Source organism: Bradyrhizobium algeriense (assembly GCF_003062295.1).
Lineage (GTDB): Bacteria > Pseudomonadota > Alphaproteobacteria > Rhizobiales > Xanthobacteraceae > Bradyrhizobium > Bradyrhizobium algeriense.
In genome coordinates, this window is the sequence record NZ_PYCN01000002.1 from 553915 (window position 1) to 566051 (window position 12137).

The window sequence follows — 12137 nt, forward strand, 5'->3', positions numbered from 1 at the left end:
ATTTCTTTATGGCGGAAATCAAGTTTCTTATTGGGGGTATTACTTGTGCGTCCGATTCCTGAGTTGTCAATTTCACGCAGAATTGGTCTGAAAAATGTGGGCAGCCTCTGGGGAATTGCGCCCGATGCGCATCTAACGCTGCGATCAGACACTGGCAGATTCCAGCGCCCGTTCCGGCGCTGCTAACGCCGGGCCGAACCTGCCGAAAAGTGAGGCGGGAATCCTACTCATCGTTCTAGCCGGGCTGTTTCTTGCTTGACTGGGAAAGCTATTGCCCGCTGCATTGATTTTCTTTTCCTGATCTGAATCATTTTCCATCACTTTTTGGCGCGGCGCCGTGTGGTCTTCAGGAGAGAGAGAGAGTGATCCCACTGTGGATTGCGCGCGCAACCTGCGGGCCTCCATTTTTTTCTCATTACCTTTAGCTGGTTTCATTTTGCGCGGCTCGATTACATTCCAACCTCACGAGCAAAGCATCGGCGCCGGTTCGTCAATACGGGCGTCAGCCGGAGCTCGGTATGCGATCGGACCTATCGCTGGAGCCAGACACGGTCGCACGACAGGCTGCGCGACGTTTCGAGCCGAGTTCGTGGCAAGTTCATTTGACCATGCTCCTTGCCCATTCGTCCGGCGAGTGGATTTCCTCTGTCTGGCCGGTCTGTGCTAGCAAAGATACAGAAGCCCTCCACCGGATAGGGGCGGCTCTGACATACGCCCAGCGTTACGCCCTGTTTGCTCTGGTTGGTATCGCTGGAGAGGACGATCTCGATGCGCCAGACATCTTACCCACCCCGCGGCCCGCCGAGCCCCGCACTGACACCGAGCCAAGCGCAAGCATGGGAGAGATCGGCTGCTCGACCACAGAGAATGACCCTCGTTTGGGCCAGAGATGGGCTCTCGCGAAAAAACGCTCTGCTGGAGGAAGACGCCCGCTTGATCGAGGTCGCCTACCAGCAAAGGCTCCTAGAAATTGCTTCTCCCTCAACAGCATTTACGGACAGCAGTACACAGGTGAGAGTATCTGTCCGTAGCCCCGAGGAAGATTCAACCGCGGGTCTTGCTTTTCCCAAAGAGCCTGTCCGCAAGCGAAGCAAGGCGCACCTCTCGTTCGTGCGAGGTCAGCCGTGCCTCATTTGCAAACAAGTGTCCTCAGACCGGCATCACCTGAAGCTCGCGCAACCATCTGCAGGCTCGCGACATCTTCTTGGCTTTGAGGTCCTGCAAAATAGCGCGCAAAACCGGCGCTTGTCGCTGCTCCGCCAGATGAACAATCGGCGGCGGATAAGATATTCGCTTGACTGACGTGCAGGCCGGGCCGCGGCAGCTTACGGGGAACTACGCGATTTGATTGCTGCGGAGTCTTCAACACGCTTCCTTTGCCACGCATCGTACTCCGGTGTCCCAGCTCGGGGCGGTACGTCCTTGGGCATTCCGCCCAGCCAGGTTGGCACGCTATCAGCCACAACCGCGCTAACGGCTGGTCGCGGGTCGGTGGCGCTGGCTGGCAGCATTGTGCAAGCAATGAAGGCCAGCGCATTCTGAGTAGCGCGTGATTTCATGGTAGCCAATAGACGCCCAAATCACGCCTAGAGCAAGGTCGAGATCGCCCCAGTTAGCCAGCGAGCGATGTCGCAGACACAATCGCCTTGAATTCACTCAGGGTTTAACCGGATAATTTGTCTCTAAGAATTCTGGCTTTTGCATTCGCCAGAAGGTTTAAATGTATCTGGTAGCGACTACCAGATCGAACATATCTCTTCCGTAAGAGGCCTCCCTAGTCTGCGTGCCATCCTTCTATCGTTCGTTTAGTTGGGCGTCGGGCCCATGTCACAGCGGCCGATAAGTGTAGGACCACTTTGGAGCGCGTCTTGGTCGACAAGAGACCCGCAGTTTTCTTTGATCGCGACGGCGTGTTAAAGGACACTGGCTATGTCTTCGAGCCAACCAGATTGACATGGATCGACGGCGCACGAGAGGCGGTGAAGGCCGTAAACAAAGCAGGCTATTTCGCCTTTGTAGTTACCAACCAACCTGGTGTGGCGAGGGGATTTTACGACGAGACGCATGTACAGATCCTTCATAAGCGGATGGCCGACGATCTGGCAAAGATTGGCGCTCATATAGATGCATTCGAGTACTGCCCATTCCATCCTGAGGCGATTGTCGAGCGGTACCGCCGCGCTAGTGACCGACGCAAACCTGGGGCCGGCATGATCAACGGTCTTCTGAAGGCTATCTATTTTCGGGTGAAAACCTTGAACGGTTCTTGAGGCCGCTCCTACATTCGAAAGAATGTTGACATGCGATCGTGACCGACTCCACCTTCGGCAAATGCTTTCATTCTTGCTTCATCCCGCATAATCTAGGTCTCGACGAGTCCGATTGCCCACGCGGTTGCCTCGAACGATATCAGCGGTTGCGTCAGTGACGCCACGGTCCATGCCCCAGATAACGAACGTTAGCCCGCGGATTGAGATATCGGTTTGCCTGCGCCTGCCAGACCCGTATAAGCGCGCTGACTCTTGCCCAATCCCTATCCTTTCCGTGGCCTGTGGCCGGAGCCGAATCCGATGACCGAAACCCGTACCTTGGTGCTGATCCCCGCCCGCATGGCGGCCACGCGCCTACCCGGCAAGCCGCTGCTCGACATTGCAGGCGTGCCGATGATCGTCCACGTGCTGCGGCGGGCGAAAGCCGCACAAATAGGCTGCGTGGCGGTTGCCACCGACACGCCGGAGATCGCCACGGCAGTGAGATCCCACGGCGGCGAAGCCGTCATGACGCGACCCGAGCACCCCTCCGGTTCGGATCGGATTTACGAGGCGCTGGCAACCCTCGATCCCGAGGGCAGATGCGAGCTCGTGGTCAATCTGCAGGGCGATTTTCCGACCATTTCGCCGGACAATATCCGCGCCGTGCTGCCGCCGCTGGCCGACCCCGCGGTTGATATCGCGACGCTGGCCGCCGAAATCCACACCGAGGAAGAGAGCGCCAATCCGAACGTGGTGAAGGCGGTCGGCTCGCCGATCGGCGCTCGGCGGTTGCGCGCGCTCTATTTCACCCGGGCCATGGCGCCCTGGGGGGACGGGCCGCGCTACCATCACATCGGTCTTTATGCCTATCGCCGTGCGGCGCTGGAGCGCTTTGTGCGGCTGTCGCCCTCTCCGCTGGAGCGGCAGGAAAAACTCGAACAGCTACGGGCGCTCGAGGCCGGCATGCGGATTGACGTCACCCTCGTCGACACCGTGCCGCGAGGCGTCGATACCCAGGCCGATCTTGAAGCCGCCCGCCAGATACTGGGAAAATCCTAATCCCCGAAGGGATGCAAGACATACCTCTCCTTCACACGACGACGTCCCCGCTTGTCTGCAAACAAACACTGTCAGATCCGCGCCAAGTGAAGTTTGCTCAACCGAAATCTCCGCTCGAACCATCACTATCCTCACTGCGGTTCGGCCATTAAATGGGCGCACAGCAAATCTTGGGCGTCGCCGTTTACCTTGCCTCAGCGGCAGAGTTTGGCGCTCCGCTTTGGAAGAGTGCAGTGATCCAGCAGTGATCGCATCGCAATCGTTGTCCACCTGGGTCGCGCCATAATCATTTGGCTCGCACCGTTCCCCATTCTCATAACTTTGGCGCATTGGTCAGATACTCTGCCAACGGCATCACGCTTCGCGGATGTCTTCCAGAGCGTGTTGAGAGCTACCGCCCCGACTGGAAGCTGGAATAACTGTTTCCGCCGGAACATCTCTCCCGAGACAGAGGAGCCGACCACCTTGCCGAGTTCGAACACCAGTGGCTGCGGACCTTTTGCTATGGAGCCTCAGCTACAAGGATCGCATTCTCCACATCGGCTGCGGGCCGCGCTGGTTCTCACGCACCATTTTCATTGGTATCTAGACGCTACATAGTGCGCGGCGTTGAGAAGATTAAGCATAAGCAAGACTTCTCAGAAAAAATGCGGTCGACACGCTGGCGCGCGAACTGAAGCGTTGGCTGAGGCAGTTAAATCTCATGATGCGGAGATGGATAAGCTTCGCAAGGAATGCGGTCGAAATCAGAAGCTCAAGATCACACCATCGGAGATGGGGTTGGCGCATTGCCGTGTTGGTTATCAGCACACTTCTTGTGCTTCTAAGCCCTTCTCACAATCTTGTATGCTTCGGGGCTTAACGACTTGAAACTCCACGTGCTGAAACTAAGAGGCGTTGGAATAGATTACTTTCGCTCGCAGATTAAAAGAATTGAGACTCCAAAAGGCATTCCAAGATGCGGCGCGAGCGACGTGTCGATATCAAATATTTTTGATAGAATCCAATTAATGGCCGGGTTGTTCACTTGGCCCTCATGCTGAACCGATGGCTTGAAGACATCGATCAGGCGGCGCGCCAGCCAGATCGGCACGAACAACAGATAGTTGAAATGATAATGTGTGATCGGTTTCAACCCGCTGCAGGAAACTGCATCCAGCAACGATGCTACTCTGTAGCGTCGTTTGTGGTTCGATACGCGGTCTTGCAGACCCCATAGCGACGGAAACGCAGGAACCGTGATCAGAACCTTGCCATCCGGGGTTAACACCCGGGATATCTCACGCAGTCCAGCGCGGTCGTCGTCCAGGTGCTCAATGACATCCGTGGCCAAAACTAAATCGAAGCTTTCGTCATTGAAAGGCATCGCGCAGGCATCGCCAAGATCGACTGGCCCCAATCCCTTGCTGGCGCAGAAGACGATTGCTTCTTCGCTCATGTCGAGGCCGGTCACACGGCGAAATCCCATGTCCCGCAAAAGCGCCAGATTGGTTCCCGTGCTGGTGCCGACATCGAGGACGGCATGGGAATTGTCAAATCCCATCCGCCGCAATTCCTTTTCGAACAGCCGACGCCGGCCAACGAACCACCAATGGGTCTCCTGAACAGCGGCTTCAATCGCATAACTTGCAATTTCCATCTAGGCCTCCTGAAACACCAGTGGTTTCGCACCATCGGTTCCAATCACCCGTTGAAGACTTAACCAAGTCCATAGCAACAAGCGACGGTCCGCGACTCCCGAGGTGTGCTGTCGCCAAAGCTCTGCCACTGCCGGTAAATCGACGCCCGGCACTTCCGCAAGCGGAGGGAACGGCGCAATATCGCCCAGCCACTGTATCAAGGGGATACCAAACCCCTTCTTCGGCCTTTTGAGTACGCTTTCCGGCACCACTCCCTCAAGAGCCTTTCTAAGAAGATATTTCCCCTGTCCTTTCCTGTATTTAAATCGATGCGGCACCCGCTGGCAAAAATCCACGAGATCATTGTCGAGGAAAATCGATCGGGCCTCAAGCGAGACCATCATGCCAGCCCGGTCCGTTTTGGTCAGAATATCGTCCTGAAGATAGAGGGTGGTGAAGAACTCCAGCGTGCGATCGACGATGTTTCCGGTCCGGCTTCCTTCCCAGACTGTGATCGCTTCCTCGTAGAGGTCTTCAACCCTAAGCGGTTCCTCGACGATACCCTTTAGGTCACGTGGTTCGAGGGCGGACATCCAGACCGGAACCCAGGCCGACGGCGGATACGAGACGCCTGCCAAGGCACGACGAAGCTTAAAATCGAGGCTCATGTTACGCCCGCTGATCGGCAGGCAGTCGACCAGTCTGCGAACGCCGGAATGTAGGAACGGCGGCATCCAACGATCATAGGCTTGCGCTGGTCCAAGCGCCTTGAAAGGATCGTATCCGGCAAACAACTCGTCGCCCCCATCGCCTGTCAACGCGACGGTTACATGTTCCCGGGCGAATTTGCTCAGCATGAAGGTGGGTAACAGCGAGGGATCACCAAGAGGTTCGTCCATTCGCGCCAAGATCTCGTTAACGGACATCGCAGCACTTTGAACGCCAAGTTGCCGCTCGCGGTGGTGGGAGCCGAACGCCGTCGCGACATCGCGAGCATACCCGGACTCGTCGAAACTCGGATCATCGAACCCAATCGTAAACGTCTCGATCGACGCCGCCGGCCGTTTCCTGCTCGCAAACGCCAGGCAAGCACTCGAGTCAATTCCGCCGGATAGAAAGACCCCTAACGGGACATCACTGATCAGCCGTCGAGACACGGCGTTACTCATTAGAGATCGCAATTCCTCTACAAGTTCGCTTTCGCGATCGTCATTCAAGCTCTCGTCGGGGTCGATGCGGAATTGCCAGTATTGCTTGACGCTGACGGCCCCTGATGCCACGTCGAATGTCAGTGTATTTCCACCCGGCAACTTTCGACATCCGACAGACAGCGCGTTAGGCGCTGGCAGATAGCCGTATGCAAAGAGTTTTTGCACCGAGCGCGGATCGATGGAATTGCCGACGTGCGGATGCAGCGTGAGCGCATTCAGTTCACTGGCAAAAGCAATAAAGCCGGACTTGATCGCATAGAAGAGAGGTTTTTCGCCGAACCTGTCACGCGCCAACATCAACTGTCGGCGATTCCGGTCATAGATTGCGAAGGCAAACATGCCATTCAACCGCGAAACAAGCTTCTCACCCCACTCCTCATAGCCGTGAACGAGCACTTCGGTATCGGAATGGTCGGTCGCGAATCGATGCCCAAGGGCCTCCAGCTCGGTGCGAAGGGCAACGTGGTTATAGATCTCGCCGTTGAAGATCACGCCAACCCTGCCGTCCTCGTTCCACATCGGCTGATGTCCAGAAGCGACGTCGATGACCGCGAGCCGCCGATGGCCGAAGTGAACGGCAGTGTCGGAATCGATGTAGTAACCTTCGTCGTCCGGACCGCGATGTGCGAGCGAGCGCGTCATTGCCTCCAGGACGGAACGATCGCCAACGCCAGCAAATCCGGCAATGCCACACATTATGGCGCTTCCTCGGGAAAATTGACCAGCGCGCGAACGCGATAGGCAGTCCTGCCTTGCGACTCAAAATAGGTCCGAACGAGAATTTCGGCCACGAGCCCCAACAGAATACTGAGGATCCCAACGAGAAACGTCATTGCCGCCAACAACGGCAACGGCGTCTGTATCATGTACACATCATGAAAAATCTTCAGATAAACAATGGAGAAACCGCTTAAGGCTGACACGACCAGCGATATCAAACCGAATCCGCCGAAAAGATAAATCGGTTTGACAAAAAAACGATCAAGGAACGTCACGACGACAAGGTCGAGAAGCACTTTTCCAATTCGGTTGAGTCCGTATTTAGACTTTCCGCTAAGGCGCGGGCGATGCGCAACCGGCATTTCCACGAGCTTTGCTCCCATCCAGCTCGCATAGATCGGAATGAACCGGTGCATCTCGCCGTACAGGCGCGTTCCATCGATCACTTCGCGGCGATAGACTTTCAAGGTGCAGCCATAGTCGTGCAGATGAACCTTCGATATCCAGGAGATCAGCCGGTTGGCCCAGCGGCTCACCAGGTTTCGCCGGATTGCGGCATCCTTACGGTCTCGGCGCCAGCCCGACACGACGTCATATCCCTCTTCAAGCTTAGCAAGCAGTGCCGGTATGTCCGCCGGGTCGTTTTGCAGGTCAGCATCAATCGACACGATGACATCGCCTGATGAGTGATCAATACCGGCCATCATCGCGGCCGTCTGACCGAAATTCCGCCGGAACAGCACCAGCTTCATTTGAGGCCTGACCGCAGTAGCCGCCTTCAGCCACGCAACGGAGCCGTCCTGACTACCGTCGTCAATCATGACGACCTCGTAGCTCCTGCCTAGGCGTTCCAGAACCTGAAAAAGTTGCTTTTCGAATTCGGGAAGATTTCCGATCTCGTTGTAGACTGGCACGATGACGGAGAGATAGGGGCGCGCAACAGACAGAGTTCCCGTGGTGACCAAGCGCCCAGCAAACCTGCTTTCGGTTCCCACTTTCAGTCCTCATGCCAGGCTGATTAAAACGATCGTTGCCGAACACCAGTCTGTACGCTTCCTCGGCCCAAATGTAGGCGTCGTAGCATCGACACCCCCGAGCGACAAGGCGAAAGCGAGCTATTTTTCATATCCCTATCGCTGAAACGTCCCAGACATGGCGAATATGATCGAAAATCTCGGTTCATTACGACTATTGGATCTAAACGGGGGCGTTGACCCATGGTACCCTTTAGCGGACCGAATTCAAACGAGATGGGGTCTGATCGTTGAGCTTGGAAGGAAGCGCCCGTCAACGCGAGCATTACGACGTCATTCACGATTCGTATGAAGCGCACTATTATGACGCCGAATCGATGGAATATAGGCGACGTTTCCTCTTCGCGGCAGCGTTCGATGGTTTGAATCTCAACGGCAAACGCGTCGCTGACGTGGCATCGGGAAGCGGGCACAATTCTTTGCTCCTCCTTGAGCGATTTCCCCAAGCCGAAATGACGGGTTTCGATATTTCGCCCCGTGCCCGCGCTGCCTACGAACAGATCGTCAGACGGCCAGCATTCGAACTGGATCTCACCAAACCGACCTCCACCGGAGAAACATTTGACGCTGCAATCGTTGTAGGCGGACTGCATCATTGCGTCGTCGATCTGCAGCAGACGTTCGCCAATCTCGGCGAAATGATTAGGCCCGGCGGAACTCTTTTCATCCTGCTCGAACCGAATCGCGATTTCATTCTCCAATTTGTGCGAAAGTTTTGGTATCGTAACGACCCCCTATTCGACGCTGACACTGAAGAAGCTCTCCGACACGATGCTATTGCCGCCACTGCCCATCAATGGTTCGAGCCTGAAAAAGTTACTTATTTTGGCGGACCTGCTTTCTTTCTCGTGCTCAATAGCCTGGTCTTACGCATCAGTCCCGGTATTAAGAAACGCATTGCGCGACCGCTGATGGCAATGGAACAGCTCTATATGAAGCTGCCTGGTCGCCTTCCGTTCCCGGTATTCATGGCGCGCTGGATAAGAAGGGACATCCCATCCTAGGCCCCCTTCATCTTTTTGTATGTTCTCGTGGGTAATCTTGCGAAAGGCTTGAAGTGCGGGCTCCCCTTCCTCACCGTCTTCTGAAGTTCGAATGGGCCACTCCGTTTGCGCTATGCTTAATTATTTCGGCGCTGATCCTCGCATGCTGGGTTTTTTACCTAGTTCTTTCGGTTCCGGCAATAAGTCGCGCAGACTATCTATGGGAGCTTTGGGGCATCTCGCCTGCTATCCAAGCTAGTCGGATCGGAGAGGTAATCGCATTCATATTTCGAATCATAGCCGGTCATATCATCGCCTACTCGAGAATCTTCGGGCTCATTAACTGGATCGCATTTGACTACAACGGCACGGTCATCAAAGTCGGCGCGATCGCCACATTTGTATGTTGTTGGGGGGCATTCCTATACGCGATTATCCGGACGACCGGTCGCGGTGCGGCCGCCGGCGTTGTCCTCATTGTCGGCACGGTGTTGCTGTGCAATCCGATCCCATCGCTGGTTATTGGGTGGCCTGAAAGTACGGTCGCTTACTTCACCAACTGGATAACGGTCTGCTTGGGTTTGCCCACCATCTGCCGCTTGATGTCGGCACCGAAACGTCCGCCTTTAAAGGCATGGCTACTCATCACGGGAATATCCATTGCAATAATCATCAGCAATGGAGCGGGCTGGGGAATCGTTCCAACTCTGATAGCGGCCTGGCTGACAGGCCGCGGCCACCTCGATAACATCTTCGCCTCGCGTCGTATGTTGCTGACGGCGGCGGCCATCGCAATCGGGATTGTAGCCGCTTCTGCCATTGGACTGTTCGCCATTACTCGTTTCGCCAAGGCGGACGATCATTTCCTTTATCTGGACGACGTGTATCTCTCCCTCTCTCAAGCTCCCGATCACATGTTTGAGGTAGCGCGCCACTTCTTTTCCGTCTTGATTGCACTCGTCGCAACCTGGCCAACAGACATCGCCATGTGGTTTGGCCTGACCCTGTTTCTACTATGGTGTTTGACAATCGTCGATTTAGTTCGAAGCGGCCGAACGCGCGAACTTTGCTTTTGGGTCAGTTTTTCTGCTTACGGTCTGATCGGTGCCGCGCTTAATACGCTCGGCCGGTGGCAATTGACGGCTGAACGTAATGGCGACTTAATGCCCAGTCATTATGGCGTATTCGCGCTACCTTTTCTGGTCGGCTTGGTCGCGCTCGTGCTTTCGGTTCAGGCGGGCCAGCCAACACGGCAACTGGCCTTCTTTGGCTGGAGCATTCCACATCCGAAGAATAAGATCCACATACTCGCATTTTTAGTCGCTTTAGGTGCGCTCGGCCTATTTGTGCCTGCGGTGGCGAACGGTGATCGTCAGGTCAGAAGCTACAATGAGTGGCACCTTGCGGCCCGATTTGGCGCGCAGAATTATCACGCTATACACATGGCCCGGTTGAGTGGCCATCAAAGATTTTACCAACTGTATGCGATGCACCTCATCCCCGATTTAGAAAAGCTGGGAAAATATCGGGAATTGTCATCCGATTTCATTGCCGATGCGGCCTCCTTTGTTGCCGGAGAAGGCCTCGTACCGATGGAAGCGAACGATGGTGACGAAATTTGTCAGGGGCGTGAACCTTTCAGGGCGAGCCAACGGACGTTTATCGGCGCCGACAACCGGTCAGGCTGGAATCTGCCGAGAGAATCTTGGCTCAATCTTGTATGGACTTACGGCTACGCATTAGGACCGGGATGCCGCAAACCGGTCGATTTCGTTTTCATCGCAGACAAAGATGGAAACGTACTGTGCGTTTCTCGACCTGGAAGTCGAATGATGAGCGATATACCACCAGAATCCATGCGGCTGCTGGATCGACGCGCCGACGCGGTTTTTAACTTCAGTTGTCCCTTGAAGGATACCTATGAAGCCACCGCGCCTTACGAGGTATACAGTTGGACAAGAGCTGATCGCGCACTTGTCAGACTGAAGGGCGCCGCCCCAATAGAGTACCCGGAGTACTAAACTAGCGTTTCGACCTCCGCACCCATGCCATCCTGCTCGATCGCACTCGACATGCCCGGGGCCTGCCGGGTATGATTCCTGCAGGGCTTCCGCCTAACAGCCATCGTGACAGTAGCCGGACTAGCAAAAGTGGCCAAACGTTGGAATTGGAATGTCAATGAACAAACCTCATTTCTTGTCCGCGAAGGCATTTTGTTGGCCAATGCAGATGATGGCAGCTAAGAGGCCAGTGGGTCCTCGAGGCATTTAGTTCACTGAGTCAAACTGCTCCCGTCAGACTGAAAGACACGTATCCAGCAGAGTATCTCAAGCCATGAGCGCCATGACATCTACACCGGCCCTTATCCGGCTCAATCGTATTCGCCACGCCTTGGCTTGCCCGACTTGCAAGGGCGACCTGTCGTTCGACACGACGCAGATGCGCTGCTTGTCCTGCTCTACAGTGTACGCGATCAAGGACGGCAGGATATATTTCATCCAGCCAAGCGAAACCAGCGACGATCTCGACAATCTGAAGGAAAACATTCGACATAAAATTGGCCGCTTGTACTACACCTTGGTCTGGATTATCTCGCCATGCTTTTTCCCGCCTTACAGTATGCAGGTCGCGCGTGCGTTCGATACATCCAAGGAATTGGTGATTGATCTCGGTTCAGGTCGCCTTCGCTTGGACGACGCGATTTATTGCGTCGATTTCAACGATTATCCTGAGGTCGACTTCGTTTGTGATATTCGCTCGCTACCTTTTAAGCCGGGAACGATCGATGGTTTCGTTTCGACTGGTGTGCTTGAACACGTCGCCGGAGCCGAGGACGTCGTGAGCAGCATGGTGAGTGCAACGAAACCAGGCGGACGCGGCCTTCACCTCGTACCGTTCATGTTTCCGTATCACGCATCGCCACACGATTACACCCGATGGACTGTATCGGGTCTGCAGCGGCTGTTCGCCGATTTTGGAAAAGTGAGAGTGGAAACCAATAGCGGTCCGCTGTCATTCTTCCTTCTCGGACTTGTCGAGTTTCTCTCCGTCGTCGCTAGTTTTGGTAATTCCCGCATCAAGGCGGCGCTGTATCCTTTGTTTTGCGCAATCACCTTCCCACTCAAGTTTCTTGATATATTTTTCATTGGACGCCGCTCCCTGGAAGGAATGACACCGTTGTTCGTAGTTCATACAGGCCCCTCTCGTCACGATGACAAGAACCAGTCCAAACCGGACTGACGAAGGGGATTAGTCGCGG

At 55.2% G+C, this 12137-nt stretch carries 10 protein-coding genes; 6 read left to right on the forward strand and 4 right to left on the reverse strand.

All coding sequences use genetic code 11. The annotated features are described in order from the left end of the window. Window positions 1-144 precede the first annotated feature (144 nt). Complete coding sequence (locus C7G61_RS43800; RefSeq protein ID WP_145963564.1) at window positions 145-435, reverse strand: hypothetical protein; 291 nt, start codon at window positions 433-435, stop codon at window positions 145-147. Between the two features lie 173 nt (window positions 436-608). Between C7G61_RS43800 and C7G61_RS06685 the strand changes: the two genes are divergently transcribed. From C7G61_RS06685 to C7G61_RS06695, 3 genes are all read left to right on the forward strand, one after another. After that, window positions 609-1031 (forward strand): ERF family protein, encoded by a 423-nt coding sequence (locus C7G61_RS06685; protein ID WP_244608181.1) that lies wholly within the window; start codon window positions 609-611, stop codon window positions 1029-1031. 837 nt (window positions 1032-1868) lie between these two features. Continuing rightward, complete coding sequence (locus C7G61_RS06690; RefSeq protein ID WP_244608154.1) at window positions 1869-2270, forward strand: HAD-IIIA family hydrolase; 402 nt, start codon at window positions 1869-1871, stop codon at window positions 2268-2270. Between the two features lie 300 nt (window positions 2271-2570). Next, window positions 2571-3311, forward strand: a complete 741-nt coding sequence (locus tag C7G61_RS06695) for a 3-deoxy-manno-octulosonate cytidylyltransferase (protein ID WP_108513289.1) — start codon at window positions 2571-2573, stop codon at window positions 3309-3311. Between the two features lie 907 nt (window positions 3312-4218). Here the strand turns inward: C7G61_RS06695 and C7G61_RS06700 are convergent. The 3 genes from C7G61_RS06700 to C7G61_RS06710 are packed head-to-tail and all read right to left on the reverse strand — an operon-like array spanning window position 4219 to window position 7856. After that, window positions 4219-4950 (reverse strand): class I SAM-dependent methyltransferase, encoded by a 732-nt coding sequence (locus tag C7G61_RS06700; protein ID WP_108513290.1) that lies wholly within the window; start codon window positions 4948-4950, stop codon window positions 4219-4221. Then, complete coding sequence (asnB, locus tag C7G61_RS06705; RefSeq protein WP_108513291.1) at window positions 4951-6837, reverse strand: asparagine synthase (glutamine-hydrolyzing); 1887 nt, start codon at window positions 6835-6837, stop codon at window positions 4951-4953. Next, entirely contained in the window at window positions 6837-7856 is a 1020-nt protein-coding gene (locus C7G61_RS06710; RefSeq protein WP_244608155.1) for a glycosyltransferase family 2 protein, read from the reverse strand. Before C7G61_RS06710 ends, asnB begins: the two co-directional genes overlap by 1 nt. Window positions 7857-8125: 269 nt before the next feature. Between C7G61_RS06710 and C7G61_RS06715 the strand changes: the two genes are divergently transcribed. From C7G61_RS06715 to C7G61_RS06725, 3 genes are all read left to right on the forward strand, one after another. Continuing rightward, a complete protein-coding gene (locus tag C7G61_RS06715) occupies window positions 8126-8899 on the forward strand; it encodes a class I SAM-dependent methyltransferase (protein WP_145963565.1) in 774 nt (257 codons plus the stop codon). Between the two features lie 53 nt (window positions 8900-8952). Further along, window positions 8953-10899 carry a hypothetical protein gene (locus C7G61_RS06720; RefSeq protein ID WP_108513293.1) on the forward strand — a complete coding sequence of 649 codons (1947 nt, stop codon included), beginning with the start codon at window positions 8953-8955 and terminating at the stop codon, window positions 10897-10899. Window positions 10900-11212: 313 nt separating this feature from the next. Continuing rightward, window positions 11213-12118, forward strand: a complete 906-nt coding sequence (locus tag C7G61_RS06725) for a methyltransferase domain-containing protein (protein ID WP_108513294.1) — start codon at window positions 11213-11215, stop codon at window positions 12116-12118. The last annotated feature ends 19 nt before the right edge of the window (window positions 12119-12137 follow it).